The sequence below is a fragment of the Rhizomicrobium sp. genome (assembly GCA_037200385.1).
Taxonomy (GTDB): Bacteria; Pseudomonadota; Alphaproteobacteria; order Micropepsales; family Micropepsaceae; genus Rhizomicrobium.
The window spans coordinates 4,351,504-4,378,158 of the sequence record JBBCGL010000001.1; the positions used below are offsets into that span (position 1 = coordinate 4,351,504).

Below are 26,655 nucleotides of genomic sequence, written 5' to 3' on the forward strand. Positions count from 1 at the left end.
GCGGGTGGCATAGGTTTCGCTCTCCTCCCCGTCCAGCAGCAAGCCGGCGTTCCGAAACGGGAACGCGCAGCACAAACGGGATGAGTGGGGTCATGAAGCACAAGAACAGCCATCTGCTGGTCGGATATTGGAGTCGTCTGCGCAAGGGTCGCGCGGTCCCCGACCAGACGGACATCGATCCCCGCGCCATCAAGCGCATGCTCTCCCAGGTTTTCATCCTCGATGTCGAGAATCCGCAACGCCCGATCTACCGCCTCGCCGGCACCCAGCTCTGCGAGCGCTTCGGCTTCGAACTGCGCGGCACCGGCTTCCTCGCCCACTGGGAGGCGCAGTCGGCCCAGGCGCTGTCCGCGCTGCTGCGCCAGGCGCTCACGCTGAACCAGCCGGTCTGCCTCTCCTCCATCGGCGCCTCGGCCGATTGCGGCATGGTCGAGCTCGAGACCGTGCTCTGCCCGGTCAGCTTCAACGGCGGCCTGCCGACCCGGTTCGTCGGCATGATCCAGATCCTCGGCGACCAGAGCCTTCTCGCCGGCAAGCCCATCGCCTTCCAGCGCCTCGCCGCCTCGCAGCTCATCCGCGAGGACGATCCGCTGCCCTCCTTCGACAATCTGCCGCCGCCTCCGCCGCCGTCCAACGGCCTGACGACACTGCGCAACCATCCGCGCGCGCCGCATCTGCGTCTGGTCGTGTCGCAAAGCCGTCCCGCCACCGCCACCGTGCACTTCGCCGACCAGGCGGCATCGGATCTGATCAAGACCCTGGGTCAGGGCTTGGGGCGCTTGGAGCTGGTCTAGGGAGAATCATCACCTCCCCATGAGGGGAGGTGACCTCTACTCCGCCGCCGCCAGCGCGCCGCGCCGGCGCAGGATGCTCATGACGTGCAGGCGGATCATCAGATACTGGATGCCGAACAGCACCCAGGGCGCCGCGGTCGGCACGAGGGCGATGAACCATTTCCAGGCCTCGGTGCCCATCGTGAAGCCGACATAGAGATTGGCGGCGGCCAGCCCGAACATCATCACGGGCCACATCGCGCTGTAGAAGGTGAGTTCGGCTGCCGACAGCGTGTCGGTGACGATCTTGGGCAGATAGCGGCTCATCCAGTTGGGCGTGAGCATCGCGACGCCGATCGCGACCTTGCCGATGGTGAATTTCACCATGATGAAGCGCGGATCGTGCAGCCACAGCGTCAGGCCGCCGAACACCACGACCAGCAGCAGGCTCATCCACTGCATGATCGCGATGGGCTTGCCGCGCCATCTGTCGAGCAGGACCTGCCCGACGCCCACGGCGACGCCGACCCCCGTCGCCAGATAGACATTGTCGGTCAGCCAGAACAGCGCGGCGAAGAAGATCGTCGCCGCAAGATCGGAGACGAGCGGCTTCAACGCCTTGGCGAGATTGCTCATGAGGATGGTCCTTCGTCGGATGTGTCCAGGATGGCGCGCAGATAGGCGACGTGATCGGCGAAAGCGCGGCGCCCCGCCGCCGTCGCCTTGATGCGGGTCTGCGGCCGCTTGCCCTCGAAGCGCTTGTCGACCGCGATGTAGCCGGCCTTGGCCAGGGTCTCGAGATGGGCTCCCAGATTGCCGTCCGTGGTGTCCAGGATCGCCCTGAGGCGGGTGAATTCGAGCCAGTCGCTGCGCCCGAGCAGGTTGAGCGACGACATGATCTTCAGCCGCATCGACTGGTGGATGACTTCGTCGACCATCTCAGCGCCTCAGCCACAATCCGCCGAGGATCAGCGCGCCGCCGCTCGTGCCCGCGAGCCAGAGGTCGAACCAGGGCCCGCTCCAGAAATAGCCCGCCATGGTGAGGGCGAAGACGAGGGCGCCGCCCGCCGCGAGGGCGCGGCCGGCCCACAGGCCGAACACGAAGAGCAGGGCGGCACAAAAGGTCGGCCAGAAGGCGGATTGTTCGCGCCCGCCGAAATGCGCCAGCCATGTCCACATCGTCCCGAAACCGATCAGGACGACGATGCCGACGAGCGGCCGAAGCAGCAGGAAGCGCGAGGCCTGCGGCGCCATGCAGCGCACCGCGCGCCAGGTGATCACGCCGGTTCCGGCGATCCCGATGCCATCGAGGGTCCACCACAACGCCCGCGTATAGGGCCAGATGCGGTCGCCGAACGCATACCCGACGACCCAGAGGATCCCCCACAGGATCATGTAGTCCCCGGCCCGGGCATAGGTGAGGATCTCGCGCGTACGTTTCTCCGTGCCGGCGATGCCCTGGAGCAGGGCGGAAGCCTCTTCGCGTTCGGTCGTCATCAGCTGTATCACCGAGAACTCTGCAGTGCAGAGTATAAGCTCTGCGACGCAGAGTTCAAGGCTGAGCGGCGACGAGCCATGTAAGTTCAATTATGCAGATGTAGTGGCTTATATAACCTTATAGTGCCTTATAAACCCGACTTGGCGGGCTTTGCCTTGGCTTCCGGCTGGACGCGCTTCATAAACTGATCAAAGAGGGGAACCGTAAAATCGATCTCGCTATAGCGAGGGCTGTAAATCATTCCCTTCTTGATGAGAGAGTCGCGCACCGGACCGAATGAAGTCCCTTTCTTTTTAAAGAAATTGGCGATGTCTCCGGTCTTATATGGACCGACCCCAAATTCTGCCATCGCACGCAGATAGCGCTGTTCGGCATCGGTCACGCGATCTAGCCGCACGCGAAAGAAACTCTCGTCGAGTCGACGCGTCGCTTCGGCGCTGGCATTGTGAACATCTTGCAAACTTATCGGGGATTTCGGCGCCAAGTCCCAAACAACTGAACCCCAAGCTTGAACAAAGTATGGATAGCCGCTTGTCACCCGCACGATCTCATCAAGCGCGTCAGTTTGATATGCAACCCCGAGGTCTCGTGCGGGTTCTGTCAGTGCGAGCTTTGCAGCCTTGGCATCAAGAGCGCCGATGATTGGATATGTAAATAGACGTTCGGCATATGATTTGGCGTCACCGGATAGTGCTGGCAACAGAGGCAAACCGGCCCCGATTACAACAATCGGCAAATTGCGTTGTGCAACCCGATGTACGGCAACGATGAGCGCCGCCAAGTCTGGCTGCGATAGATATTGAATCTCGTCGATAAAAAAGGCGACAGCAGTGCTGTTAGCCTTTGCGGCCTCGCCGGTAGCCAAAAAGAGATCCGAAAGGTCGCGCTCCAAGTCTCCGCTGTCGGCCGTGCCAACCGCCGGCTTGAGGCCGACTTCCATCTCTCCGATCTTCATCGAAAGAGAGAAACTCTTTAAGACGCTTAGGGCTCTGGATGCCAAGTCTTTTGCTTTTTCGTAAGCGCTTATCTTCAACAGCGCTTGTCTCAAGCTGACGGCGAGCAACTCGGCGATCGACTTGTTTTCAGGTGCTTCAATAAAGTCGGCAACGTAGCCTTCTCGGCCGGCGATGTTCAGAAATTCATTTAGTAGAACGGTTTTCCCTACCCCTCGCAGACCGGTCAAAAACATGCCTTGGCTAGGTCGACCGGCAATAACTCTTGCAAGAGTTACTTCGACATCTTCCAGAATTTTATCACGGCCTGTAAGTTCGGGAGGCGGTGTTCCCGCCCCAGGCGCATAAGGGTTCTTTTTGCGGTCCATATAACTACCTATATCTCGCTATAAGATATTAGTAAATTATATGATTTGGCACGGTCACGCGATTTTCGCTGTGAGTCTTGATTGCATCAACGACGCAAGCGCGCTTTGCGGCTAGTTCGACGCCGTCGCTGTCGTCTCTTGTGCTCGCGCTTAAGGCTTCGGCGGGCTGCTCGGCGAGGTCGGCTGCTGTGCCGCGGCGGACGGGTCCTGGGTCACTGGATTGTCGACCGGATCGCTGTGCAGGATCACGCGGTTGAGCTGGGCGCCATTCTGCTGGCCCTGCTCGAAAGGCACTTCGTATTTCTCGACCTTGGCGCGATAGGCCTCGAAGTCCGCCTCGTCCTCCGCCGTGCGTTTGTCGCAGCGATCGGCCGGCAGGTGCTGTGTCTCTTGGCACCACATATCGAAATTGATCGTCTGGACGTCGACCCGCTGGCCCTGGGCCGACAGCGGCAGCGCGAAGGCCGCCACCGCGGCGGCAAGCGTCAAAATGCGTTTCATGCCGGACATCCTCTCAGCCTACTCCCTGCCGCAACGCGCAGGAAGCACGCCGCGACGCAGGGCCGTGATGATATCGATCAACTGTGTCCGATTTGTCCGACCCGCAAGGGCGCCGCCATGTCGGATACACATGGCACGGTTGTCGGTGGCCGTGTGGGCAGCGGCTACTCGGCGGCTACGGCGCGATCCTCGACCACCTTCACGGATTCGGGCGGCGGTGGCGTGCGGCCCAGGATCATGTCCGCGGCCTTCTCCGCGATCATGATGGTCGGCGCATTGGTGTTGCCGCTGACCAGGGTCGGCATGACGGAGGCGTCGACCACGCGCAGGCCTTCGATGCCGTAGACCTTGAGCTGCGCGTCGACCACGCTCTCGCTGTCCTTGCCCATCTTGGCGCTGCCCACCGGATGATAGATCGTCTCGGCGGTCTTGCGGACCCAGGCATCGATCTGCTCGTCGGTCCGGACATGCGCGCCGGGCCACAGCTCCGGCCCGCGATAGGGATCGAAGGCCTCCTGCGCGAAGATATCGCGCGCGATCTTCACGCCTTCGCGCATCGCGCGGCGGTCTTCCTCCGCTTCCAGATAGTTGGGCTGGATCACCGGCGCGACCAGCGGATCGGCCGATTTGAGCGAGATATAGCCGCGGCTCTGCGGCCGCAGCTGGCAGACATGCGCCATGAAGCCGTGGCGGTCCGACTTCTTGCGCGTGTGGTCGGTCATCAGCGCTGCGATGAAGTGGTACTGCAGGTCGGGATTCTCCAGATCGGGCCGGCTCTTGAGGAACGCGCCGCTCTCCAGCCCTTGGCCGGTCGCAAGACCCTTCTTGAACAGCATGTAGTTGAGCCCGGTCTTCAGCGCATTGAGCGGCTTGGCCTGGCTGTAGAGCGTGATCGGCTGGCTCGATTCGTACTGGATCGAGGCGTCGAGATGGTCCTGCAGGTTCTTGCCGACGCCCGTGAGCGCCTCCACCACCGGAATGCCGAAGCGGCCGAGGATCGCCGGATCGCCGATGCCCGACAGCAAAAGCGTCTGCGGCGAGTTCACCGCGCCCCCCGACAGCAGGCACTCGCGCGTCACCGTCACGCGCACCGACTGCTTCTTCTGCACGAACTCGACGCCGTTGACCCGCTTGCCGTCGAACAGGATGCGGCTGACATGCGCATGGCTCTCGATGGTGAGGTTCTTGCGGCCCAGGATCGGCGTCAGATAGGCCTTGGCCGCGCTCCAGCGCGCCCCTTCATGGATGGTGAGCTGGTAGGGCCCGAAGCCCTCCTGCTGCTCGCCGTTGAAATCCGGCGTCTGCTTGAAGCCGGCCTCGACGCCCGCCTGCACGAAGGCGCGGAACAGAGGATTGTCCGAGCGGCCGTTGGAGACCCGCAAGGGGCCTTCATGCCCGTGGAAATCGTCGCCGCCATTCTCGTTGTTCTCGGCGCGCTTGAAGTAAGGCAGCACGTCGGCGAAGGACCAGCCTTCGAGGCCGAGCTGGCGCCAGCTGTCGTAATCGCGCGCATGGCCGCGGATATAGATCATGCCGTTGATCGACGACGAGCCGCCCCAGCCGCGGCCGCGCGGCCAGTAGAGGCTGCGGCCGTTGAGATGCTGCTGGCCCTCGGTCTGGTAATACCAGTTGAACGGGTTGGGCTTGCCGAGCAGCGCCGGGATGCCCGCCGGCATGTGGATCATCATCGACTTGTCGCGGCCGCCGGCCTCGATCAGCAGGACCTCGGTGGCGGGATCGGCCGACAAGCGATTGGCCAGCACGCAGCCCGCGCTGCCCGCACCGATGATGACGTAGTCATAGGCTTTCATGGCGATCCGTCCCTGCCGTCTTCTTGGCCGCAACATAACCAAAGATGACGCCGGTGTCGCCTTTGACCGTAACGTCAAGGACGCTCAAGTTTGCCGCGCATGGCACGCATCGTCCTTCTCGGCTGCGCCGGCAGCGGCAAGTCCACCCTGGCGCGGCGTTACGCGGCGCGCACCGGTGCGGCGCTGATCTGTCTGGATGCGATCTGGACGCCGGGTGCTGACGTTACGGAATTCCGCGAGACGCTGCGCCGGATGCATGTGGGCGACGCCTGGATCAGCGACGGCAACTTCGCCGCGGTGAGCTTCGACATCCGCCTGCCGCGCGCGACGATGATCGTCTGGCTCGACCGTCCGCGCTGGTCCTGCGCCTGGCGGGCGACAATCCGCGCCCTGACGCCCGGCACCGATCACGCCCTGCGCGACCTGCCGAAGGTCCTGCGCTTCATCGAGGGTTTCGAGCGCATCAACCGGCCGCTGATCGAAGCGGAAACAAGGGCGCACGGCGGGGCTGTGCCGGTGGTGCGGCTGACGACGGATGGGGAGATCAACGATTTCCTGGCCCGCTTTTAAACCAATCGTCATGGCCGGGCTCGTCCCGGCCACCCATGAACACCCAAGCAGCAGGGAGTTCATGGGTGCCCGGCACGAGGCCGGGCATGACGATGTTTTTTGAGCTTCAGGTTTTACCCGCAGGCACGGAGGACGCGGCGTCGCCGGTGCCACTCCCCGTCCAAATCTCCGTAGCGCCTTAAGGCGCCAGCGTCACCACCGAGCGCCGGTTCTTCGATTCCTTCACCCCGTCCGGCGTCTGCACCGCCAGATCGCTCTCGCCGACGCCCGAGGTGTCGATGGCGTCGGCCCGCGCGCCCATCTGGACGAGGACCTCCTTCACGACATTGGCGCGGCGCAGCGACAGCGCCCGGTTGTAGTCCGCCGACCCCGACGTGTCGGTATGGCCGACGATGGCGATATGGGTCTGCAGTCCGGTGCGCGCCGCGGTGATCGCCTGCTGCAGCACGCCCAGCGCCTCGGCGCTCAAGGTCCAGGAGTCGAAGTCGAAATAGACCGTGAAATCGGCGCCCGGCGCCGCCGCGGCCGGTGCCGGCGCGACCGTCGCCGGGTGCAGGTCCTGCTCCAGCTTGGCGATCGAATTGCCGAACGAGGCCCGGCATTGCGCCGCCGCGCCATGCTGCGCGTCGAGCGCGCTGTTCAGCATCCAGCAGTCGAAATCGGTCTGGGCCCGGGCTGCGTCATAGGGATAGCGGTCCTTGCCCGCCGACAGGGCGCGGATCAGGCGCTCCCGCGCCGAGGCCGAATCGCCGTCGATGCTGGGTTCGGGGTCGGGCTCGGTGCCCTTGGCCGCGATCAGCGCCTTGGTCGCGAACGCTTCCGCCAGGGCGGACAAGCCGCCGCCATCGTCGAACAGGCCGCCATCGTCATCCGCCGCGCCGTGGAAGGAATTGGCCAGATAGCTGTAGTTCTTGAACAATTGCTGGGCGAAGGCCGAACCCGTCGGCGTCGTCCCGGCCAACGCGTCGAGCGAAGAGGTGCTGACGCAGGCCGACAGGCCCAAGGCCGCTGCCGCGAGCACGAAGCCCGCCGTCAGGCGTTGGAAGATGCGAAGCGCGGCCATGGAACCCCCGGATACTGGACATGAGGAATGCCCGCTTCCTATAGCGCGCAGCCCCGGGAAGGTTAAGCCTTTGTGCAAGGGCCGGGATTATCTTCACCAAAGTGTACGGTCGGTAACACTCTGTTGACCCTCGCAGGCGAGACTGACCGGTGATTTGAAGACCGGAGCGGCGGGCAATGAGCCAGCCCTTATTGAAACGCGTCGAAGATCCCGTCCTGGCGAAGGCCAAGGCGGACCGCCGCCGTTTCCGCCGCGTGCGCGTCGATCTGAGCGGCCGCTTGTTCGTTCCGGCCTCGGCGCATGAGGCGTCTTGCAAGGTGGTCGACCTGTCGCCGGGCGGCGCGTCGGTCGAGTCGGATTTCCTCCCCGAGGCCGGCACCCATATCGTTCTTTACATCGACGGTTTCGGCCGCTTCGAGGGCGCGGCGGTCCGGCGCGAGGGCTCCGGCTTCGGCCTGCGCTTCAACGCCACCCAGCTCAAGCGCGAGAAGATCGCCGAGCAGCTCACCCTGTTCATGAACAAGGCGCTGGTCGACGGCACGGACGTCATCCGCACCCACGACCGCACGCCGACCAAGGGCCTGGCGCAGTTCACCCGCAACGACGGCACGATCGTCAAATGCGAAGTGCTCGACCTGTCGCCCAGCGGGGTCTCGGTCAAGACGGCGATCCGCCCGATGATCGGCGAATTCGTGCTGATCGGGCAGCTCGCGGGCCGCGTCGCGCGCCATCACGGCGACGGCATCGGCATCCAGTTCGTCGGCCTGACGGTCGACAAGCCCACCGCCGACTACCTCCACGCCTCGATTTCGCCGCCGCGCTAGGTCTGCACGCCATCGTGACATTCAAACGAATGCAGCAGCCACGCAGCAGCGGCGCGGGGCGATCGCAATCGCACATATCGCTTGAGCGTCGCCGCCGCCAAGGCCGCATCGATGAACGGCCGCTCCTTCTTCCAGAACACCGTGTCCAGCGTCCGCCAGCGGAAGCGGTCGACGCAGCCCTCCGGCATTTCGTCCCGCCGCGCCGCGCGCCGCATGCGCTGGAGCATCCGCCAGGCGCAGCGCCAGCGCGAATAGTCGAGATCGATCACCAGGTCGGCGGCGTCGAGCCGCGCCGTCCGTTCCGGATCGATCCAGCCCTCGATGATCCAGCGCGGCCGCGCGAGCCATTCGGCGTGCAGCGTCTTCAGTTCGCCGGGCGGCCGCTCCCGCCACCCCGCCAGCCACTCCATCTGGTCGCCATGCAGCAGGGGCAGCCCGGTGCGCGCCGCCAGCGCCCGCGCGAAGATGCTCTTGCCGGCCGCGCTGATCCCGATGACCGCGATGCGGTCAACCATCGCGCATCCACATCTTGCCGCCGATCCTGAAGATAGGGTCGTCGCCCCACTGGACGGACAGCGTCGCGCCCGACAGCAGATGCTTGGTTATCGCGTCGTAAGTCATGCCGCGCACTTTCTGCGATCCGTCCACGATACAGGATTCCCCGCTGCCGCGAATTGGCTTAGGCTCCGCCCATCGCGCGTGGCGTGTTCGCGATCCTCACTGGAAGGATTCCGCCATGCGCCAGCTCCGCATCCTGCTGCCCGTTCTCGCCGCGCTGTCCTGTGCCGCGCTCGCCGTTGCCGCGCCGCTGCTCGGCGCCTACCAGCCGCAGGCGCAATACTGCTTTCCGCAGGCGCAGACGGTCGATCCCGCGGACTCGCCGCTTTGTTCGGTGATCCCCGGCGATATCAGTCCCGACCCGCTGCTGGCCGGCAAGGGCGTCGGCTATCAGGGCCTGGTCGGCAATGTCGCGACCGCGCCCGCGAGCGATGTCGAGACGCCGTTCGACAATTTCTCCTGGCAGACTTTCGTCGGCCTGAACTGGGCGGGCACCCAGGTTCAGGCGCCTGCGCGGGTCGGGCTGGACGGCAATGCCGGACCGCGCGTCTGGGAAGGCTGGCAGCGGGTCTCGGCGATCTTCGGCAACGCGACGGGACAGGCGAACTGCAACGTGCCCGCGGGCTACCGATATTTCTCGATGGGCTCGGACGGCAAGGGCAATCCGGTGTCGCAGAACGAGGAATACATCCAGGCCGCGACGGCGCGGCCCGCGATCGACGTGCTGGGCAATTACACGCTGTATGAGCGCCGCGTGAACGGCGTCGAAGCCGCCTATCTGGCGGCGCCAGTGAAAGGCCAAGCGAGCTGGAACCTCAACACCTATGACGGCCAGGTCGCGTTCGCCAATGGCGGCGGCCAGGTCGATTTCCCCGCCAGCGGCCCCACCCAGAACGGCGCGATGGAGATCAAGGCGGCGTGGCGCATCCTGGATCCCGCGCATCATGCCGACAACGTCAAGCGCTACTATGCGGTGCGCGCGGTGGTCGGCGTGGCGCCCGATCTCATCGACCGTCCGGCCGGCGCCAAGCCGGCGCCGATCTGCGCCACGGTCGATCTCGGCCTCGTCGCGATGCACATCATCCAGAAGAACGTCGACTCCCACAATCGGCTGGAGCCCAAATGGTTCTGGTCGACCTTCGAGCACGTCGACAATGCGCCGCTCGCGACGGCGGCTTGCGACATCACCAAGCCGAGCAAGACCGACTGCACCCTGCTGAACCAGACCGGCTGCCCGGTCGCCGGCCTGCCGCCGGGCGCGCCGTCCTATTCCTATTTCGATCCCCGCGGCCTCAAGGCACAGACCAATTTCCCGGCGGACGGCGGCAAGGCCTTCCATTGGAATCCCGGCGTGCCCTACGCGCAGAAATATCTGCAGGGCGTTCCAGGCTCGCCGCTTCGCTTCGGGAGCCAGATCACACGCTGCTTCCAGCTCTATCGGCTGACCCAGTCGCTCAATGCGCAATGGCAGGCGCAACTGCGCCGTGTGGGGTCGGTGTTCGCGAACTACATGCTGATCGGCACCCAATGGGGCGCCTCGCTCGAGCCGACCAACCCGCCCAGCGGTCCGCCCGGCGTGGTGCCCAACTATCTGTCGAACACGGTGCTGGAGACCTATCTGCAGACCTTCTGGGCGCCGGGCGGCAAATACTCGCCGTTCACCACCGGCTCCTGCATCTCCTGCCATTCGGCGGCGCGCCTGGTCGCCAAGAAGGGCGGGACGCAGGACGTGCCGGCGAATTTCAGCTTCCTGCCGGAGCTGGTGACCTCCAACCTGATCCGCACTGTCCCGACCCTGACGGCCAATCCGCCGCCGAAGAAATAGCTATTCGGGTCTCTGGTTCATGCGCCGCGGAATCTCGACCGCGAACACCCAGGCATTGCCGATGGACAGATAGAGACAGGCGATCTGTGCCGGGATGAGGAAATAGAGCGCCCCGGGCCAGCCCGCGATCAGGCCGCCGCCCGCCGCCACCGGCATCAGCGTGGCCGTCCAGGCAAGCACGGTGCGCACCCCGCGCGGGCCGCGCGAGCCGAGCACCGAGCCCGGATCCTCCGGAAAGTTGGCCACGAAGACCGAAGTGCCGGTCAGCACGGCGAGTCCGGTGACGATGAACTCGCCGCCCACCACCCAGGCCGGCTGGCCCGGCACGACGCCGAAGATGCCGATCAGCAGCATCTCGAACTGCAGGAACAGCGAGACGAAGGCCCGGCTCATATAGCCGTTGCCCGCCAGCACATGGCCGAGCGAGATGGTGAGCCCGACGAACAACAGCCCCGCCAGCGTGGCGCTGACCTGCGCCACGGTGATGAAATAGTCGTGCCAGAGGTTGAGGGCGGCCTGGGTCATGGGCGATGGTAGCGCAGAGCGCACCGTCCTTCGAGGCTCGCGCCGCTTGTGCCCCGGGACGATGCGTTCGCCTGTCTCGTCCCGCTCCGGCCGAGGTGGGAACCCCTCTCAATTTCGCCGAGCAAGCCGGAGCCCGCCTGCGCGGGCCCGACAGGCCTGTCCTAGCGCGGCGCCATTCGGATCGCGCCGTCGAGGCGGACGGTCTCACCGTTGAAATAGGGGTTGCTCAGCATCTCGAGCGCCAGCGAAGCGTATTCCGGCGGGTTGCCCAGGCGCGGCGGGAACGGCACCTGCGCGCCCAGCGCGGCCTTCACCGCTTCCGGCGCGGCGCCGAGCAGCGGGGTGTTGAACAGCCCCGGCATGATCGTGTTGCAGCGGATGCCTTCCTGCGCCAGGTCGCGTGCCACGACGAGCGTGAGTCCGTTGATGCCGGCCTTTGATGCGGTATACGCCGCTTGGCCGATCTGGCCGTCCTGCGCCGCCACCGAAGCGGTGTTGACGATCGCGCCGCGCTCGCCGCCCGCCAGCGGTTCGAGGCCCAGCATGCCCTGCGCCGAAATGGCGATGCAGCGATATGTGCCGACCAGGTTGATCTGGATGATGAAGTTGAAGGCGTCGGTCGGGAAGCGGCGGGTCTCGCCGGTCTTCTTGTCCCGGCTCGCGGTCTTGATCGCGTTGCCGGTGCCGGCGCAGTTCACCAGGATGCGCTCCTGGCCGTTGGCCTTGCGCGCCGTCTCGAAGGCGGCGAGCACGCTCTCTTCATTGGTGACGTTGGCTTCGGCGAAGGTGGCGCCGATCTCGGACGCCAGGGCCTCGCCCTTCGCCTTGTTCATGTCGAGCAGTGCGACCTTCACGCCCTTGGCGCGCAGCGCCCGTGCCGTGGCTTCGCCCAGACCCGAGGCACCGCCGGTGACGACGGCGGAAATCGAAGAATTCAGTTCCATGGAAATGCCCTTCCTGTTGGCCGGCCGGACTCCTACATCGCCCCGCGCAGTGACGCAAAGCGGACGCTACGGCAGCAAAATCATCTGGGTCTGCGTGACCACGGCGACCAGCTTGCCGTCCTCCCGCGCGATCCGGGTCTGCCAGACCGAGGTCCGCTTGCCGACATGGATCGGCATGCTCTCGCCGATCACGGTCGTGCCTTCCTTCGCCGCGGCGATGAAGTTCGTCTTGCTTTCGACAGTGGTGGTGTTGGCCTCGCGCGGCATGTTGAGCACCGCGCCGATCGCGCCCAGCGCGTCGGCGAACGCCATGATCGCGCCGCCATGCAGGATGTGCCCCGCGGTGCACAGGTCCGGCCGCACCGTCAGCCGGGCGAGCACCTTGCCGGGTTCCGCGCTCACGACTTCCACCCCCATCAGCGTGGGAAAGGGCTGGTTCGCCAGAATCCGCTTGCCGATCTCCATGACACCCCTTTTTTCGCCACGATCCGATGGCGATATTAGCCCGATGACCGCAGATACACCCGTGCAACTTCCCGTGCCGCTGCCGCGCGACGAAAAAATCGTCGGCCGCGATTTCTGGAACAAGCTGCGCAAGGTTGCCGGCCGCATCCCCTTCGCGGAGGATGCGGCCTCAGCCTATTTCTGCGCCGTCGACCCGGCCACGCCCGCAAAGGTCAAGGCGACGCTGTTCGCCGCGCTGGCCTATTTCGTGATGCCCTTCGACCTGATCCCCGATTTTGTCGCCGGCATCGGCTTCACCGACGACGCCGCGGTGATCGCGCTGGCGCTCGGCATGGTCGCCCGCCACGTCAAGGAGGAGCATCGCGCCATGGCGCGCGCCGCGCTGCACATCCCTGAACCCGGCGCGGCATGAACTACAAGGACGTCGAGCGGCATTGCCTGGGGCTTCCCGGCGCGGTGCGGGAGGAACCCTGGAGCGATACGACCGTCTTCAAGATCGGTGGCAAGATGTTCGCCGTGATCGTGCACGACGACGCTCATAAGCCGATCGGCCTGTGGTTCAAGGCGTCCGACTATTCCTACGAGATACTTACGCAGGTTCCAGGCATCGGCCCATGCCCCTATTTCTGGCGCGCCAAATGGGTTGAGATGACGGGCCTGAAACCGCTCAAGCCCGCGGAGCTGAAAGCCTACCTGACGCGCGCGCATACGCTGGTAGCGGCGAGGTTGCCCAAGAAGACGCGCAGGGCGCTGGGGATCGCGGAAGAAACCTCGTCCGAGAATATTTATTCATAAAACAAGCGTGTCATCCCGGCCGAGCGCAGCGAGAGCCGGGACCCATGGAGCGTGCTACGCGATGGGTCCCGGCTCTACGCGATGCTGACGCATCGCTCGGCCGGGATGACACGATTGGATTATTACCGCGCCGCCAACTCTCTGATCTGGCTGTTGGCGAGCGTGAGCTTGGCCACCGAGGGGTCGCCGCCGCGCTCCAGCGCTTCGAGGAAGCTCTTGGCCCGCGCCAGCGCCTCGCCGCGGGCCTCCGCCCATGCCTTCACCGCCGCGGCGCCGTCGCCGCGCGTGCCCTGTGGCTTCGCGGCATCGGGCGCCGACAGCGCCTCGGCCGTCAGTGCGCGCTGACCGGCGAACAGATCGTCGGCGATGCGCCGGATCGCGAGCCGGTCCCAGTGCTGCGTCGCGCTGATCCGCGCCGCCAGGCCGCGCAGCCGGTCGATGCCGACCGTCGCGCCCATCGCGAAATAGGCGCCGGCCACCATGTCGACGCTCCAGCCCCGCGCCCGCGCCAGCGCCGCGATCTCCGGCGCCGTGCTCATCAGCGGCAGCACCGCGACGTCCTCCGCCACGTCGAGCGGCACGCCGGCATCGGCGAGCATCCGGATGCGTCCCTCGGTGTCCATCGCTTCATAAGGCGAAACCAGGGAGTTGAACGTGCCGCGCAGGTTCTCGACCCCGGCGCGATAGAGCGCGATGGTCGAGGCAAGATCGGCATTGCCCGGGACATTGGTGATGAACCACAGGCCCAGCCGGCGCAGGATCTCCGAGATATCCGTGTACATCCCGGTCTGCACCTCGGCCGCGACCTTGCCGTCCAGCGCGTCGACGCGGGTCTTGAGCGCGCCCAGCCCGAACGCGCCCTCGGCGACCACGAAGGCCCGCGCGACATGCGCGCCGGTGGCGCCCGACATCTCCTTCATGCGTGCCACGAACACCGGCCCGCTGAGATTGACGATCCGGTTGGCCAGCACGGTCGAGACGATCTCGCGCTTGAGGCGATGCTGCTCCAGCGCGGCGGGGAAGCGCGCCACGGCCTGGGGCGGGAAATAGCCGGCCAGCACCGCCGCGAAGGCCGGATCGTCGGGCAGGTCGCTGGCCACGATCTCGGCGTCGAGATCGAGCTTGGCGTAGGCGAGCAGCACGGCGAGCTCTGGCCGCGTCAAGCCGCGGCTCTCGTTCTCCATCTTCTGCAGTTCGACGTCGTTCGGCAGGAACTCGACCACGCGGTCGAGGCGGCCGCGCAGCTCGAGGTCGCGCATGTAGCGGCCATGCGCATCGAGATCGCGCACCGCGCGGCCTTGCGCCACCGAGAGCGCCAGCGTCTGGTCGTAATTGTCCTTCAGCACATGCGCCGCGACGTCGTCGGTCATCGCGCCCAGCAGCTCGTCGCGCGCCTCGCCCGTCAACTCGCCGCGCCGTTGCGGCCCGCCCAGCAGGATCTTGAGATTGACCTCGTGGTCGGAGGTGTCGACGCCCGCCGAATTGTCGATCGCATCGGTGTTGATGCGGCCGCCGGTCCGCGCATATTCGATGCGGCCGAGCTGCGTCGCGCCCAGATTGGCGCCCTCGCCGACCACCTTGGCGCGCAGTTCGCCGCCATTGACGCGGATCGCGTCGTTGGCGCGGTCGCCGGCCTCCAGATTGCTCTGCGCCGCCGCTTTGACATAGGTGCCGATGCCGCCGAAGAACAGCAGGTCGACCTCCGCCTTCAGCAGGATCTTCATCAGCGCCTGCGGCGACAGCCTGTCCGCCGCGATCCCGAGAACCGCTTTCACCTCCGGCGTCAGCGCGATTTCCTTCAGCGAGCGCGCGAACACGCCGCCGCCCTTGGAGATCAGGCTCTTGTCGTAATCCGCCCAGCTCGAGCGCGGCAGGTCGAACAGCCGCTTGCGTTCGCCCCAGCTCCCGGCGGCATCGGGATCGGGATCGAGGAAGATGTGGCGATGGTCGAACGCCGCCAGCAGCCGCGTCTCTTTGGACAGCAGCATGCCGTTGCCGAACACGTCGCCCGACATGTCGCCGACGCCGACGCAGGTGAAGGGCTCGCTCTGGATGTCGCGCCCCAACTCGCGGAAGTGGCGCTTGACCGCTTCCCAGGCGCCGCGCGCCGTGATGCCCATCTTCTTGTGGTCGTAGCCGTGGCTGCCGCCGCTCGCGAAGGCGTCGCCCAGCCAGAAGCCGCGGTCCTCCGCGATGCCGTTGGCGATGTCGGAGAAGGTGGCGGTGCCCTTGTCGGCCGCGACCACGAGATAGGGATCGTCGCCGTCATGCCGCACGACGCCGGCGGGCGGCACGACCGTGCCGTCGGGATTGAGATTGTCGGTGACGTCGAGCAGCGCGTTGATCAGCACCTTGTAGGCGGCAATGCCGATCGCCTGGGATTGATCGCGCGTCGGATTGGCCGGCATCGCCTTGGGATAGAAGCCGCCCTTGGCGCCGACCGGCACGATCACCGCGTTCTTGACCTGCTGCGCCTTCACCAGGCCCAGGATCTCGGTGCGGAAATCCTCGCGCCGGTCGGACCAGCGGATGCCGCCGCGCGCGATACGGCCGAAGCGCAGATGCACGCCCTCGACCTCCGGCGCATAGACGAAGATCTCGACATGCGGCCGCGGCAGCGGCAGCTCGTCGAGGTTCTGCGAGTTGAGCTTGATCGCGACATAGGGCTTGGGCGCGCCGGCGGCGTCGCGCTGGTAGAAATTCGTCCGCAGCACGTTCTCCACCACGTTGCGCAGGCGGCGGATGATGCGGTCGTCGTCGAGGCTCTGCACGTCGTTGAGCGCGCCGTCGATGCGCTTGGCGATCGCCGCGGCATCCAGCGCGCTGCCTTCGGGATCGTTCTGCGCATGGAACAGCGCGACCAGCAGGCCGGCGAGGTCCGGATTGCGGCTCAGCGCCTGCTCGACATAGTCCTGGCTGAAGGCGAAGCCCGCCTGGCGCAGGAATTTCGCGACCGTCCGCAGGATCGTCACGTCGCGCCAGCCGAGACCCGCGCCCAGCACCAGCCGGTTGAAGCCGTCGCTCTCCGCCTGGCCGCGCACGACGGCGTGGAACGCCGCCTCCAGCGGCGCCTTCACCGCGCCGAGCTCGGCGGCGCCTTCGTCGGCGCGCTCCATCTGGAAGTCGAGGACATTGGCCTCATGCGTCCAGCCGTCGCCGGTCTTGAGCGTGACGGGGAACGCATCCTCCGCGATCACCTTCAGCCCCAGATTCTCGAAGATCGGCAGCGACGCCGACAGCGGCATCACCGGGCCGAGCATGTAGAGCTTGAGGCGCAGGGCGTCATGCGCGTCGCCGTGCCGGCGATAGACCTGCGCGGTCAGCCGCAGCTCGTCCTCGGCCTGGGCGAGGGCGGCGATCACATCGAGGTCGTGCACCGCCTCGAGCGGCGAGAACATGCCGCGATAGCCGGGCGAGAAATGCGCCTGCCGCTCCTGCGTCAGCCGCATCCCATCGCTCTCGCCATGGATCTCCTCCATCGCTTCGGCGAAGCCGTCGTCCCAGGTGCGGATCGCGCCGCGGATCTGGGCTTCGAGCTGCTGTATGCTGACGGTCGGCCGCGCGCCTTCGTTGCGGCCGATGATGAAATGCACCCGCGCCAGCACGGAGTCGTCGATCGAGGGCGTCGCGGCGGACAGTCGGCCGTTGAGCGCCTTGGCGAGGATCTGGTGGATGCGCTCGCGCGCCTGGGTGTCGTAGCGGTCGCGCGGCACGAAGACGAGGGCGGAGACGAAGCGGTCGAAGCGGTCGAAGCGCAGGAACAGCCGCACCGTCGGCCGCTCGCCCAGCCGCAGGATGCCCTGCGCGATCGCGAACAGGTCGTCGACCGAGATCTGGAACAGGTCGTCGCGCGGGTAATTGTCGAGGATGTGCGCCAGCGCCTTGCCGTCATGGCTGGCCGGCGGCAGGCCGGCGCGCGCGATGACGTCGGCGACCTTGCGGCGCAGCAGGGGAATGTCGCTGGGCCGCCGGCTATAGGCGCCGGAGGTGAACAGGCCGACGAAGCGGCGCTCGCCGGCGAGCCTGCCGTCCGTGTCGAAGATCTTCACGCCGACATAGTCCATATGGACGCGGCGATGGACGAAGCTGCGCTCGTTCGACTTGGTGATGATCAGCGGCGAAGGCTGCATGAGGAAGGCGCGCACCGCCGGCGTCAGCGCCGCGCGGTCCGGACCGCGCCGGATCACCCGCGCATCGGGATCGCTGAGCACGCCCAGGCCGGTGTGCTCCGCCGGATTCAGCGCGCCGTCGCCGGACGGATCGAAGGCATAGTCGCGCGCCCCCAGGAAGGTGAAGTGGTTGTCGCCCAGCCATTCGAGGAAGGCGAGATTCTCGGCAAGCTCCTCGGGACCGATCTTGGGCGGATTGGTCTTGAGCCCGGCGACGGAGTCGCGCAGGCGCTCCATCATCGCGCGCCAATCGCGCACCGCGACGGCGACCTGGGCGAAGGTCGCACGCGCGCTGTGCAACATGGCGGCCTGCCGCACCTCGCTCAGCACCGGTTCGAGGACCGCGACGATCACGCTTGCCGCCTGGCCGTCGCGCTGCACGATGGGATGGAACACGGCGCGCAGCCGCCCGCCGCTCGCCGTCAAGTCGGCGATGAGGGAGTCGAACAGGAAGGGCTTGTCGTCATTGACCGCGACCAGGACGAAATCGTTCTCGCCATAGCCGGGATCCTCCTCGCGGGCGCAGAACAGCGTGACGTCGCTCGCGCCGGGCGCATGTGCCGCGACGCGCTTCAGCACCAGCCGCGCCAGCGTGACGAGCGATTCCGGCGAATAGCGGTTCACGTCGTCCGGCGCGGCGTTGCGGTAGAGCGCTGCGAAGATTTCGGCGAGCGGCCCTTCGCCGGCGAGCTTCGCGCCGGCGGCCAGCCGCGCCGCCGCATCGGCTTCGTTCTGGCGCGTGACATGTGCGGCATCGTCGGAGGAGCTGAGCGACATGAGGAGCCTTCAGGAGGGTGCGGTCGGCCGCATTGCGCGCGGGACCTTATCCCTGCGCGCCGCACCGGAAAACCGGGCAATTGTGATATTTACGAGGCGATCAGGCCGTGCGGCAGCGCGGAAAGCTGGCGCTTCGCATCCGCACGCGCCGCGAGCTCGATCGCGCCGGCGACGATGGCGCAGGCGATGAGGACGAGGGCCGCGTCGAGCGCGCCTGTCGCGAAAGGCCGCATCACGCAAGCCAATGACGTGAGCGCCGCGACCGGCGCAAGAAAAAGCAGCACCGCTTGCCGCTCGCGCAACAACCACGCGACCGCCATGGCGGGCAGGCTGGCATAGAGCAGCGCGGCGCCGCCCGATATGCCGGTGGGCAGCGCGAGGAACGCGCCGGCGCCCCAGGCGAAGCCCGCATAGAGCAGGCAGGCGCTCAGGTCCTGTGCGAAGATGTGCAGCGTTGCGCGTTCGAAAGGCTGGCCGATGGCGTGGCCGTAAGCGCGCCCGATGGCCAGTCCGGCGACCGCGACCAGGATCGCCCAGGCGCCGGTCGGCGCAAAGCCCGCGCCGCCGCCCAGGATGATCGCCAGCACAGCCATGGCGGGCAAGGCGATGGCGGCATGCAGCGAACGGCCCAGCAGGTTGGCCAGCCGCGCCGTCTCGACCGCTTCCGCATGCATCTGTGCCAGCCGCGCCACGACGCCGCCGGTCGCGGCAACCGCCTCGGGCTCCGTCGGGTAGGCGGGTGTCACGATATCGAAGGACGGATGCGCCTGTGCGGCCATGACGGCTCCGTAGCGGAAAATCTCGGGCTTAGGCTCCGCTGTGGGTCTTAAGAATGTATTAATTATGCCGCACGCTTTGATTCGGAATTGTCCGGACCCTTCACAGACTGCAAAGCGCCCATGACGTCGGCCGTCGTCTACGACCTCGAATTCACCGCCTGGGAAGGCTCGATGCGCCATCGCTGGTTGCGGCCCGGCGAATTCAAGGAAGTCGTGCAGATCGGGGCGGCGCGGGTGGACGCGCTGACGCTCGACGTGCGGGAGACGTTCATCGTCACGATCCGTCCGCGAATCAACGCGCAGCTCTCGCCGTATTTCGAACGCCTCACCGGCATCACGAACGCGATCCTGCGCGAAGAAGGCCGCGACTTCGCCGATGGCTATGATGCGTTCCTCGCCTTCGCCCGCGGCGAGCCCTGCGCCGCCTTCGGCCGCGACGAGCTGGTGTTCGACGAGAATCTGCGTCTCTACGGCCTCGCCGCCCGGCCCACGCCGGAATTCCGCGACGCGCGCCCCTGGTTCCGCGCCAACGGGCTCAGCACGTCCGGCCTGCATTCCTGCGATATCGCGCCGAAGCTGGGGATTCCGTCCGAGGGCAGGGCGCACAACGCACTCGCCGACAGCCTGTCGATCGCCGCCGGCATGAAAGTCCTCGTCGCGCGCGGGGCCAAGAGCCTATTTGCCGATCTGGCGGCCGCTGCTAGAACAGCGGCATGAAGCTGCCCGGTCCGGATCATCCCATCACCATCGAGCCTGCCAAGGGCCGTGTCGTCATACGCTTCGCCGGCACGGTGATCGCCGATACGACGCACGCGCTCGAGCTGCGGGAGGCCGCCTATCCGGCGGTGCTCTATATCCCGCGTGCCGACGCGCATATGGATCACCTCACCCGCGCGGCGCACAGCTCGCACTGCCCCTACAAGGGCGATGCGAGCTATTTCAACCTCGCGGCCGGGGAGGCGCACGCCGCGAACGCGGTGTGGAGCTACGAGACGCCCTATCCCGCAATGGCGGCGATCAAGGATCACCTGGCATTCTATCCGCAGCATGTGGCCGTCGAGCGCAGCTGAGCGATGGATGCCGACGAGTTGATCCGCATCCTGAAGATGCGTCGCCATCCCGAAGGCGGCCATTACCGCGAGGCGTTCCGCGACAACCGCCCCGGCGGCCGCGGCCGCGCACATTCCACCGCGATCTATTTCCTGCTCAAGAAGGGCGAGGTGTCGCGCTGGCACCGCATCGACTCGTCCGAGGTCTGGCATTTCTACCGCGGCAGTCCGCTGGAGCTCGCCATCGCGCCGTTGCGCGGTCCCGCCGTGCGCCATGTGCTCGGCAACCGGATCGAGAAGGGCGAGCGGCCGCAGATCGTCGTGCCGCCGCGCGGCTGGCAGACCGCCCGTTCGCTGGGAGCCTATACGCTGGTCGGCTGCACCGTGGCGCCGGGTTTCGATTTCGCGACCTTCGAGCTCGCGCCGGACGGCTTCGAACCCCGCTAGCCTTCGGTCGGAATCGAGAACAACTGCCCCAGCGCCCGTGCGATGCCGTGGCTGGAGGCGCGCCCGACGAAGCCGCGTGACGGCGTGAAGGTGACCAGCAGCGTGCGGCCGTGCAGCGCGATGGTCGGCCGCCCGCCGCTCACCATCTGCACCATATCCATCTTCGCCGCCACTGCGGCGCGTGCCGCGGGGTTTGCCGTGAAGCGATCGATGCCGCGCGCCGCATTCTGCATCGCGTCGAAGGTCAGGGCGCGCAACACCGCGTCGCCGGCCAGCGCCGTCCAGTCGGCATTGAACAGGATGCGCAAGCCGCGGGTGTAGACGAGATGCGTCGCCTCGTCCGCTGCCGCCTTCTGCATGTCGCTCAGCGACAGCGGCGCCAGGCTGGGCGGCGTGCTGGCGCCGCTGCGGTCGGCGGGAAGTCCGCCGGGCTGCGCATCGGTGTAGATCGTCACCGCGCCCCAGCCCGACACGGCCAGGGCCGTGGCGCCCGAATCGTATTTGAGCACCCGTCCGCCGAGCGAGGCATGATCGACATAGAGGACGTAGACTTCCGGTTCGTTCACGAAGCGCATCAGATATTTGTCGGCGTCATGGTCGAGCGTGAACGTCGTGCCGGTGCTGATCGTGTAGATGCCCGTCTGGATGTCGCCGAGCCGGTCGAGGGACAAGCGCTCGCCCAGGCCGCTCTGGCCGTGCACGGCCCCGCCGAAAGCCAGCAGCGCGACGAACGCGATCGGGATCCCACGCTTGGGCATTCTCGCCTTCTTGTGTTTGCGCCGCTCTCTTGGCGTCCCGATCTGAAGTCGGCACGTCCCCCAGGCTCAGGCTAGGCGGCGAATGGGGCGAATTTGGGACCGGCGGCGGCGTCCGGCCCCGTGCCGCGGATGTGGAAATACGCCACGGCGAAGTCGCTGCGGAATGTATCGGCGCGGGGCCCGACGCTGTCGGCGATCACGTCCGCGAATTGCGGATTGACGTAGTAGAGATGCACGTCGCTCTGTGCCCGGCGCAACCTTTCGCAGAGCCGCGCCATGGGCTTGGGTCCGAACGGATTGAACAGGAAAGCCACCAGCGGCCGGTCGAGCGGCACCGCGGTGGTCGCATCGGCGCATTCAAAGGAAATCCTGGCGAACTCCGGCCGCCGCGCCCGAACCCGCGCGAACTCGGCCAGCGCCATCGCATGGATCGGCGCGATGAGTTCGTAGCCGATGAGCTCTTCGAACCGGGAGGCGAAGAAATAGAGCGGCCGGCCCAGGCCGGCGCCCAGATCCGCGAAACGAGGCGCGGTGATGCCATGCGCCGTCATGTGGCGTCCGATGCCGTCGAGCGTGCGGTAGGATACCGACTCGCATCGGACATTCTGTTCGTTCTGATCGATGAATTGCGAGATGACGCCGCTCGTCCGGATGCCGAGCCGCCACTCGTGCGGCGCATCGAGGAGATTGCGCCGATAGCGATGCACGCGATGCATGATGACCTGGAGCGGCGCGCGGCGAAACCGCCGCAGGCGGTTCTTGAGGGACGCTCCAGGATGGTTTTTGTCGATCATCACAGGTCGTCGAAGCGTCCGCCGCGGCCGCGCCCGCTCGCGAAGCGCGCCGCGCCGGCGCGGCTCTCGCCGGTCTGCAGCGTGGCGGTGCCCAGCTTGAATTCCTGGATCATCGCGCCGTGATGGTCGTGGTCCCATTGCTCGTAGACCGAAGCACGGTCGCCCTTCATGCAAATCTCCGGGAAGCGGGAGATCTCCAGCGCCATCTCCTCGGCCGCGCGCCGGCTTTCGCCTTTGCCCACGATGCGGTTGGCGAGGCCCCAGCCATGGGCTTCCTGCGCGCCGACGGCACGGCCGGTGAGGATCATGTCCATCGCCCGCGACTGCCCGATCAGGCGCGGCAGCCGCACCGTGCCGCCGTCGATCAACGGCACGCCCCAGCGGCGGCAGAACACGCCGAACACCGCATCCTCCTCGACCACCCGCAGATCGCACCAGCAGGCCAGTTCCAGCCCGCCGGCCACCGCATGGCCGGACACCGCCGCGATCACGGGCTTGAGCAGCCGCATCCGGGTCGGCCCCATCGGGGCGTCGCCGGCATGCGGGTCGTAGTGCTGGCCGGGCGCGATCAGGCGGTTGCCGCGCCCCTCGCTCATGCCCTTGAGGTCCGCGCCGGCGCAGAACGTGCCGCCCGCGCCCCACAGCACCGCGACCTTCTGGTTGTTGTCGTGCTCGAAGGCCAGGAAGGCCTTCACCAGCGCATCGCCGGTGGCGCGGTCGACCGCGTTGCGGGCATGGGGCCGGTCGAGGACGATGGTCGTGATGCCGCCGTTCTGCTCGACGCGGACATGCTCGGCGCCCATGGCACTTCCCCCTGGATTTTCCGCAGTTTGTCACGAGGCGTCGCAAGGGACCACCGTGACGTTGCGGGAGCTTGGATTTTGCTGAAATCGGGACTAAACCCGCCGCGTCCGCCATTCCTGCCAAAGGCTTCCCCGTGACCCGCAGTCTCGACTCGTTCAAGTCCCGCCGCACGATGACGGTGGGCGGCAAGACCTACGCCTATTTCAGCCTCGCCGCCGCCGAGAAGAACGGCCTCAAGGGCGCGAGCCGGCTGCCCTATTCGCTGAAGGTCCTGCTGGAGAACCTGCTGCGCTACGAGGACGGCAAGACCGTTACCGCCGACGACATCCGGGCCGTGGTCGGCTGGCTGGAGAAGAAGTCCTCGGACCGCGAGATCGCCTTCCGCCCGGCCCGCGTGCTGATGCAGGACCTGACCGGCGTGCCGGCCGTGGTCGACCTGGCGGCGATGCGCGACGCGATGAAGAATCTCGGCGGCGATCCGGAGAAGATCAACCCGCTGGCCGAGGTCGACCTCGTGATCGACCATTCGGTGATGGTCGACAATTTCGGCCACAAGAGCTCGTTCAAGAAGAACGTCGTCATCGAATATGAGCGCAATGCCGAGCGTTACCAGTTCCTGCGCTGGGGCCAGCAGGCCTTCGCGAATTTCCGCGTCGTGCCGCCGGGCACCGGCATCTGCCACCAGGTGAACCTCGAATATCTCGCGCAGACCGTGTGGACGCGCAAGGAGAAGGAAGGCAAGACGTCCGTCGAATACGCCTTCCCGGACACGCTGGTCGGCACCGACAGCCATACCACCATGGTCAACGGCCTCTCCGTGCTCGGCTGGGGCGTCGGCGGCATCGAGGCGGAAGCGGCGATGCTCGGCCAGCCGATCTCGATGCTCATCCCCGAAGTCATCGGCTTCCGGCTCACGGGCAAGCTGCGCGAAGGCGTCACCGCGACGGACCTCGTGCTCACCGTCACCCAGATGCTGCGCAAGAAGGGCGTGGTCGGAAAGTTCGTGGAGTATTACGGCCCCGGCCTCGACGACATGTCGCTCGAGGACCGCGCCACCATCGCGAACATGGCGCCGGAATACGGCGCGACCTGCGGCTTCTTCCCCATCGACAGCGAGACGCTGCGCTATCTCAAGGACACCGCACGCAAGCCCGCCCGCGTCGCCCTGGTCGAGAAATATGCCAAGGCGCAGGGCCTCTTCCGCACTGCCAAGAGCGAAGACCCGGTGTTCACCGACACGCTGGCCCTCGATCTCACCACCGTGGAGCCGAGCTTGGCCGGCCCGGCGCGGCCGCAGGATCGCGTCCCGCTCGACAAGGCCGCGGACGAATTCGCGAGCGCCCTGATCAACACCTACAAGAAGGAAGCCGAAGCCAACAAGCGCGCCAAGCTGGCCGGCACCGAGCATTCCATCGGCCATGGCGACATCGTGATCGCGGCCATCACCTCCTGCACCAACACCTCCAACCCGTCCGTGATGATCGGCGCCGGCCTGGTCGCCAAGAAGGCGGTGGAACGCGGCATCAAGGTGCAGCCCTGGGTGAAGACCTCGCTGGCGCCGGGCAGCCAGATCGTCACCGACTATCTGGAGAAGGCGGGCCTCAACACCTATCTCGACAAGCTCGGCTTCCAGCTCGTCGGCTATGGCTGCACCACCTGCATCGGCAATTCGGGGCCGCTCCCCGACAACGTCACCGACGCGATCATGGGCTCGGATCTCGTCACCGCCGCCGTGCTCTCGGGCAACCGCAATTTCGAGGGCCGGGTGCATCCGCTGGTGCGCGCCAACTACCTCGCCTCGCCGATGCTGGTCGTCGCCTACGCGCTGGCCGGCTCGATCAACATCAACCTGACGCGCGATCCGGTCGGCTACGACAAGGAGAACGAGCCGGTCTATCTCAAGGACATCTGGCCGACCGCCGCGGAGATCTCGGCCGCGATGCGCAAGGGCATCAAGACCTCCAGCTTCAAGGCGCGCTATGGCGATGTGTTCCTCGGCGACGCCAACTGGCGCAAGATCAAGGCGACCAAGAGCCAGACCTACAACTGGCCGATGGCATCGACCTATGTGAAGAACCCGCCCTTCTTCGAAGGCATGACGATCGAGCCGCAGCCGGTGAAGGAGATTTCCAAGGCGCGCATCCTCGCGCTGTTCGGTGACTCCATCACGACGGACCACATCTCGCCGGCCGGCAACATCAAGACGGCGTCGCCTGCCGGGCTCTATCTGCAGGAACGCCAGGTGCGGCAGGAGGATTTCAACTCCTACGGCGCGCGGCGCGGCAATTTCGAGCTGATGGAGCGCGGCACCTTCGCGAACATCCGCATCCGCAACGAGATGATGGGCGGCAAGGAAGGCGGCAACACGCTGTACTTCTCGGAGAGTTCGCCCTCGGGCGAAGCGATGCCGATCTTCGACGCGGCCGCGAAGTACAAGGCCGAAGGCATCGACACCGTCATCGTCGGCGGCAAGGAATACGGCACCGGGTCTTCCCGGGATTGGGCTGCCAAAGGGCCCAAATTGCTCGGCATCCGCGCCGTGATCACCGAGAGCTTCGAGCGCATCCATCGCTCCAACCTGATCGGCATGGGCGTGGCGCCCTTCGTCTTCGCCGAAGGCAAGACGCGCCGCGACTACGCGCTGACCGGCCGCGAGGCGATCGACATCCCAGGCCTCTCGGGCGAGATCAAGCCGCAGATGAAAGTGACCGCGACCGTGCACTATCCCGACGGCAAGACGGCCGCGATGCCGCTCTTCCTGCTGATCCTGACCGCCGACGAGGTGTCGTACTACAAGAACGGCGGGATTCTGCAGTATGTGCTGCGGAATCTGGTGGCGGCGTAGAATTTAATCGGCGCGGTGTACGATGCGTCCGCGCCGGTTCTTCCGATTTTCAAGGTAGCTTTGCGCGGCGCGCGACAGCAGCGCCGGCGGAATGCGTCCGTAGATCGCCGTGCTTGGCTCTCGGCCGGAAAAAGGTCTGATATCGGGGCCTGGCCAGCGAAAGGAATTTGCCTCGATCGTGACGATCCAAGATGGCAGATCGTCCAATCCGATCTGCTTTTTGACGTTGATGGGCAATTCGATCGCGTCGGATGGGTTCGATGGCGGCGAATGGGTTATCGCGAGCACCATGACATAAGGCGCACCGTCGTTATCGATCACGGCGGCAGTCACCACCAGGGCAGGACGATCTTTGGCGGCTTCGGTTTGCCCGCGGTCGACGTCATCCGCCCAAAGATAAGCATAACGGATCACAGCGCCGGGCTTCGGCGCGGTCACTCGGGAATCTCACCGCGTGCGATCGCCTCGAGCTGCTCTATGAATTCTTCCGGCGTGTCCTCGGCGCGGAATACTTGCCGGTCGCGGAGCTTCAGCCGCTCATATTCCTCGACGGAGAGCAGCACATGCCGCGGTCGGCCGTTTTTGGTCACGACCAACGGCTCCTTCAGCGCCATGTCGCTGTAATGCGAAAACTGGCGGACCAGTTCGCCTGCGGTTGCTGTGGCTTTTGGTTTCATCGTAGGTGTAATATACGTGAAATACGTATAACATGCAACTCCGTCGCGTCCGCGTCGAGGGCTGCACACAGAAGCTCCGCCAT

At 66.2% G+C, this 26,655-nt stretch carries 29 protein-coding genes; 10 read left to right on the forward strand and 19 right to left on the reverse strand.

Features of this window, described 5'->3' with window-relative positions:
• Positions 1-92: 92 nt before the first annotated feature.
• Positions 93-794: a PAS domain-containing protein gene (locus WDM91_20895; GenBank protein MEI9997066.1), complete on the forward strand. Its 702-nt coding sequence runs from the start codon at positions 93-95 to the stop codon at positions 792-794.
• 36 nt (positions 795-830) lie between these two features.
• Here the strand turns inward: WDM91_20895 and WDM91_20900 are convergent, their stop codons facing one another.
• From WDM91_20900 to WDM91_20925, 6 genes are all read right to left on the reverse strand, one after another.
• Positions 831-1,409, reverse strand: coding sequence for a septation protein IspZ (locus tag WDM91_20900; GenBank protein ID MEI9997067.1), 579 nt, complete (start codon positions 1,407-1,409; stop codon positions 831-833).
• On the reverse strand, positions 1,406-1,711 hold the full coding sequence (locus tag WDM91_20905; GenBank protein ID MEI9997068.1) for a transcriptional regulator: 306 nt from the start codon (positions 1,709-1,711) through the stop codon (positions 1,406-1,408). The genes WDM91_20900 and WDM91_20905 overlap by 4 nt, the downstream gene beginning before the upstream one ends.
• Before the next feature lies 1 nt (position 1,712).
• Entirely contained in the window at positions 1,713-2,270 is a 558-nt protein-coding gene (locus WDM91_20910; protein MEI9997069.1) for a hypothetical protein, read from the reverse strand.
• Positions 2,271-2,398: 128 nt separating this feature from the next.
• On the reverse strand, positions 2,399-3,592 hold the full coding sequence (locus WDM91_20915; protein ID MEI9997070.1) for an ATP-binding protein: 1,194 nt from the start codon (positions 3,590-3,592) through the stop codon (positions 2,399-2,401).
• A 150-nt stretch (positions 3,593-3,742) separates the two neighbouring features.
• Positions 3,743-4,093: a hypothetical protein gene (locus WDM91_20920; GenBank protein ID MEI9997071.1), complete on the reverse strand. Its 351-nt coding sequence runs from the start codon at positions 4,091-4,093 to the stop codon at positions 3,743-3,745.
• Positions 4,094-4,257: 164 nt separating this feature from the next.
• Entirely contained in the window at positions 4,258-5,904 is a 1,647-nt protein-coding gene (locus tag WDM91_20925; protein ID MEI9997072.1) for a choline dehydrogenase, read from the reverse strand.
• 99 nt (positions 5,905-6,003) lie between these two features.
• Between WDM91_20925 and WDM91_20930 the strand changes: the two genes are divergently transcribed.
• A complete protein-coding gene (locus WDM91_20930; GenBank protein ID MEI9997073.1) occupies positions 6,004-6,474 on the forward strand; it encodes a hypothetical protein in 471 nt (156 codons plus the stop codon).
• A gap of 178 nt (positions 6,475-6,652) precedes the next feature.
• On the opposite strand, the gene WDM91_20935 is transcribed toward WDM91_20930, so the two are convergent.
• Positions 6,653-7,537 (reverse strand): OmpA family protein, encoded by an 885-nt coding sequence (locus WDM91_20935; GenBank protein MEI9997074.1) that lies wholly within the window; start codon positions 7,535-7,537, stop codon positions 6,653-6,655.
• Between the two features lie 191 nt (positions 7,538-7,728).
• Here WDM91_20935 and WDM91_20940 point away from each other — a divergent pair, with 191 nt between their 5' ends.
• Complete coding sequence (locus WDM91_20940) at positions 7,729-8,361, forward strand: PilZ domain-containing protein (GenBank protein MEI9997075.1); 633 nt, start codon at positions 7,729-7,731, stop codon at positions 8,359-8,361.
• Here WDM91_20940 and WDM91_20945 read toward each other — a convergent pair.
• Both WDM91_20945 and WDM91_20950 read right to left on the reverse strand, forming a co-directional pair.
• Positions 8,358-8,876, reverse strand: a complete 519-nt coding sequence (locus tag WDM91_20945; protein MEI9997076.1) for a hypothetical protein — start codon at positions 8,874-8,876, stop codon at positions 8,358-8,360. The two genes, WDM91_20940 and WDM91_20945, sit on opposite strands and share 4 nt — an antisense overlap.
• Positions 8,869-9,009, reverse strand: a complete 141-nt coding sequence (locus WDM91_20950) for a hypothetical protein (GenBank protein MEI9997077.1) — start codon at positions 9,007-9,009, stop codon at positions 8,869-8,871. Before WDM91_20950 ends, WDM91_20945 begins: the two co-directional genes overlap by 8 nt.
• Positions 9,010-9,097: 88 nt before the next feature.
• Between WDM91_20950 and WDM91_20955 the strand changes: the two genes are divergently transcribed.
• Positions 9,098-10,744 carry a hypothetical protein gene (locus WDM91_20955; GenBank protein MEI9997078.1) on the forward strand — a complete coding sequence of 549 codons (1,647 nt, stop codon included), beginning with the start codon at positions 9,098-9,100 and terminating at the stop codon, positions 10,742-10,744.
• On the opposite strand, the gene WDM91_20960 is transcribed toward WDM91_20955, so the two are convergent.
• The 3 genes from WDM91_20960 to WDM91_20970 all read right to left on the reverse strand — a co-directional run bounded on the left by WDM91_20960 (position 10,745) and on the right by WDM91_20970 (position 12,678).
• The gene (locus tag WDM91_20960) at positions 10,745-11,269 is read right to left on the reverse strand and encodes a hypothetical protein (protein MEI9997079.1); all 525 of its coding nucleotides are present in this window, start codon (positions 11,267-11,269) and stop codon (positions 10,745-10,747) included.
• A 161-nt stretch (positions 11,270-11,430) separates the two neighbouring features.
• Positions 11,431-12,213 carry an SDR family NAD(P)-dependent oxidoreductase gene (locus tag WDM91_20965; protein ID MEI9997080.1) on the reverse strand — a complete coding sequence of 261 codons (783 nt, stop codon included), beginning with the start codon at positions 12,211-12,213 and terminating at the stop codon, positions 11,431-11,433.
• 66 nt (positions 12,214-12,279) lie between these two features.
• Positions 12,280-12,678 carry a PaaI family thioesterase gene (locus WDM91_20970; GenBank protein MEI9997081.1) on the reverse strand — a complete coding sequence of 133 codons (399 nt, stop codon included), beginning with the start codon at positions 12,676-12,678 and terminating at the stop codon, positions 12,280-12,282.
• Between the two features lie 61 nt (positions 12,679-12,739).
• Between WDM91_20970 and WDM91_20975 the strand changes: the two genes are divergently transcribed.
• Both WDM91_20975 and WDM91_20980 read left to right on the forward strand, forming a co-directional pair.
• The gene (locus tag WDM91_20975; GenBank protein MEI9997082.1) at positions 12,740-13,090 is read left to right on the forward strand and encodes a YkvA family protein; all 351 of its coding nucleotides are present in this window, start codon (positions 12,740-12,742) and stop codon (positions 13,088-13,090) included.
• Positions 13,087-13,473, forward strand: a complete 387-nt coding sequence (locus WDM91_20980; GenBank protein MEI9997083.1) for an MmcQ/YjbR family DNA-binding protein — start codon at positions 13,087-13,089, stop codon at positions 13,471-13,473. The genes WDM91_20975 and WDM91_20980 overlap by 4 nt, the downstream gene beginning before the upstream one ends.
• Positions 13,474-13,595: 122 nt before the next feature.
• Here the strand turns inward: WDM91_20980 and WDM91_20985 are convergent, their stop codons facing one another.
• Positions 13,596-18,419 carry an NAD-glutamate dehydrogenase gene (locus WDM91_20985; protein ID MEI9997084.1) on the reverse strand — a complete coding sequence of 1,608 codons (4,824 nt, stop codon included), beginning with the start codon at positions 18,417-18,419 and terminating at the stop codon, positions 13,596-13,598.
• Positions 18,420-18,508: 89 nt separating this feature from the next.
• Complete coding sequence (locus WDM91_20990; GenBank protein MEI9997085.1) at positions 18,509-19,198, reverse strand: hypothetical protein; 690 nt, start codon at positions 19,196-19,198, stop codon at positions 18,509-18,511.
• 120 nt (positions 19,199-19,318) lie between these two features.
• On the opposite strand from WDM91_20990, the gene WDM91_20995 reads away from it, so the two are divergent.
• Genes WDM91_20995 through WDM91_21005 form a run of 3 tightly spaced genes read left to right on the forward strand, consistent with a single transcriptional unit; the run spans position 19,319 to position 20,694 of the window.
• The gene (locus WDM91_20995; protein MEI9997086.1) at positions 19,319-19,915 is read left to right on the forward strand and encodes an exonuclease domain-containing protein; all 597 of its coding nucleotides are present in this window, start codon (positions 19,319-19,321) and stop codon (positions 19,913-19,915) included.
• Positions 19,912-20,268, forward strand: a complete 357-nt coding sequence (locus WDM91_21000; GenBank protein MEI9997087.1) for a DUF427 domain-containing protein — start codon at positions 19,912-19,914, stop codon at positions 20,266-20,268. The genes WDM91_20995 and WDM91_21000 overlap by 4 nt, the downstream gene beginning before the upstream one ends.
• 3 nt (positions 20,269-20,271) lie before the next feature.
• A complete protein-coding gene (locus WDM91_21005) occupies positions 20,272-20,694 on the forward strand; it encodes a cupin domain-containing protein (GenBank protein MEI9997088.1) in 423 nt (140 codons plus the stop codon).
• Here WDM91_21005 and WDM91_21010 read toward each other — a convergent pair.
• The 3 genes from WDM91_21010 to WDM91_21020 all read right to left on the reverse strand — a co-directional run bounded on the left by WDM91_21010 (position 20,691) and on the right by WDM91_21020 (position 23,049).
• Positions 20,691-21,452 (reverse strand): DUF4908 domain-containing protein, encoded by a 762-nt coding sequence (locus WDM91_21010; protein ID MEI9997089.1) that lies wholly within the window; start codon positions 21,450-21,452, stop codon positions 20,691-20,693. The two genes, WDM91_21005 and WDM91_21010, sit on opposite strands and share 4 nt — an antisense overlap.
• A gap of 71 nt (positions 21,453-21,523) precedes the next feature.
• Positions 21,524-22,246, reverse strand: a complete 723-nt coding sequence (locus tag WDM91_21015) for a hypothetical protein (GenBank protein MEI9997090.1) — start codon at positions 22,244-22,246, stop codon at positions 21,524-21,526.
• Positions 22,246-23,049 (reverse strand): crotonase/enoyl-CoA hydratase family protein, encoded by an 804-nt coding sequence (locus WDM91_21020; protein ID MEI9997091.1) that lies wholly within the window; start codon positions 23,047-23,049, stop codon positions 22,246-22,248. Before WDM91_21020 ends, WDM91_21015 begins: the two co-directional genes overlap by 1 nt.
• 134 nt (positions 23,050-23,183) lie before the next feature.
• Here WDM91_21020 and acnA point away from each other — a divergent pair, with 134 nt between their 5' ends.
• The gene (acnA, locus tag WDM91_21025) at positions 23,184-25,895 is read left to right on the forward strand and encodes an aconitate hydratase AcnA (protein ID MEI9997092.1); all 2,712 of its coding nucleotides are present in this window, start codon (positions 23,184-23,186) and stop codon (positions 25,893-25,895) included.
• Positions 25,896-25,898: 3 nt separating this feature from the next.
• Here the strand turns inward: acnA and WDM91_21030 are convergent, their stop codons facing one another.
• Positions 25,899-26,333 carry a type II toxin-antitoxin system PemK/MazF family toxin gene (locus tag WDM91_21030; protein ID MEI9997093.1) on the reverse strand — a complete coding sequence of 145 codons (435 nt, stop codon included), beginning with the start codon at positions 26,331-26,333 and terminating at the stop codon, positions 25,899-25,901.
• Entirely contained in the window at positions 26,330-26,572 is a 243-nt protein-coding gene (locus tag WDM91_21035) for a type II toxin-antitoxin system prevent-host-death family antitoxin (GenBank protein ID MEI9997094.1), read from the reverse strand. Before WDM91_21035 ends, WDM91_21030 begins: the two co-directional genes overlap by 4 nt.
• Positions 26,573-26,655: the final 83 nt, after the last annotated feature.

Excerpts from the sequence above, each read along its gene's own strand:
- WDM91_20920 (MEI9997071.1), bottom strand. The coding sequence starts at position 4,093 with ATGAAACGCATTTTGACGCTTGCCGCCGCGGTGGCGGCCTTCGCGCTG.
- WDM91_21005 (MEI9997088.1), top strand. The coding sequence starts at position 20,272 with ATGGATGCCGACGAGTTGATCCGCATCCTGAAGATGCGTCGCCATCCC.
- WDM91_20960 (MEI9997079.1), bottom strand. The coding sequence starts at position 11,269 with ATGACCCAGGCCGCCCTCAACCTCTGGCACGACTATTTCATCACCGTG.
- WDM91_20985 (MEI9997084.1), bottom strand. The coding sequence starts at position 18,419 with ATGTCGCTCAGCTCCTCCGACGATGCCGCACATGTCACGCGCCAGAAC.
- WDM91_20970 (MEI9997081.1), bottom strand. The coding sequence starts at position 12,678 with ATGGAGATCGGCAAGCGGATTCTGGCGAACCAGCCCTTTCCCACGCTG.
- WDM91_20900 (MEI9997067.1), bottom strand. The coding sequence starts at position 1,409 with ATGAGCAATCTCGCCAAGGCGTTGAAGCCGCTCGTCTCCGATCTTGCG.
- WDM91_21000 (MEI9997087.1), top strand. The coding sequence starts at position 19,912 with ATGAAGCTGCCCGGTCCGGATCATCCCATCACCATCGAGCCTGCCAAG.
- WDM91_20915 (MEI9997070.1), bottom strand. The coding sequence starts at position 3,592 with ATGGACCGCAAAAAGAACCCTTATGCGCCTGGGGCGGGAACACCGCCT.
- WDM91_21020 (MEI9997091.1), bottom strand. The coding sequence starts at position 23,049 with ATGGGCGCCGAGCATGTCCGCGTCGAGCAGAACGGCGGCATCACGACC.
- WDM91_20925 (MEI9997072.1), bottom strand. The coding sequence starts at position 5,904 with ATGAAAGCCTATGACTACGTCATCATCGGTGCGGGCAGCGCGGGCTGC.
- WDM91_20995 (MEI9997086.1), top strand. The coding sequence starts at position 19,319 with ATGACGTCGGCCGTCGTCTACGACCTCGAATTCACCGCCTGGGAAGGC.
- WDM91_20910 (MEI9997069.1), bottom strand. The coding sequence starts at position 2,270 with ATGACGACCGAACGCGAAGAGGCTTCCGCCCTGCTCCAGGGCATCGCC.
- WDM91_20935 (MEI9997074.1), bottom strand. The coding sequence starts at position 7,537 with ATGGCCGCGCTTCGCATCTTCCAACGCCTGACGGCGGGCTTCGTGCTC.
- WDM91_20895 (MEI9997066.1), top strand. The coding sequence starts at position 93 with ATGAAGCACAAGAACAGCCATCTGCTGGTCGGATATTGGAGTCGTCTG.
- WDM91_21035 (MEI9997094.1), bottom strand. The coding sequence starts at position 26,572 with ATGAAACCAAAAGCCACAGCAACCGCAGGCGAACTGGTCCGCCAGTTT.
- WDM91_20990 (MEI9997085.1), bottom strand. The coding sequence starts at position 19,198 with ATGGCCGCACAGGCGCATCCGTCCTTCGATATCGTGACACCCGCCTAC.
- WDM91_20905 (MEI9997068.1), bottom strand. The coding sequence starts at position 1,711 with ATGGTCGACGAAGTCATCCACCAGTCGATGCGGCTGAAGATCATGTCG.
- WDM91_21010 (MEI9997089.1), bottom strand. The coding sequence starts at position 21,452 with ATGCCCAAGCGTGGGATCCCGATCGCGTTCGTCGCGCTGCTGGCTTTC.
- WDM91_21015 (MEI9997090.1), bottom strand. The coding sequence starts at position 22,246 with ATGATCGACAAAAACCATCCTGGAGCGTCCCTCAAGAACCGCCTGCGG.
- WDM91_20945 (MEI9997076.1), bottom strand. The coding sequence starts at position 8,876 with ATGGTTGACCGCATCGCGGTCATCGGGATCAGCGCGGCCGGCAAGAGC.
- WDM91_20980 (MEI9997083.1), top strand. The coding sequence starts at position 13,087 with ATGAACTACAAGGACGTCGAGCGGCATTGCCTGGGGCTTCCCGGCGCG.
- WDM91_20930 (MEI9997073.1), top strand. The coding sequence starts at position 6,004 with ATGGCACGCATCGTCCTTCTCGGCTGCGCCGGCAGCGGCAAGTCCACC.
- WDM91_20955 (MEI9997078.1), top strand. The coding sequence starts at position 9,098 with ATGCGCCAGCTCCGCATCCTGCTGCCCGTTCTCGCCGCGCTGTCCTGT.
- WDM91_20965 (MEI9997080.1), bottom strand. The coding sequence starts at position 12,213 with ATGGAACTGAATTCTTCGATTTCCGCCGTCGTCACCGGCGGTGCCTCG.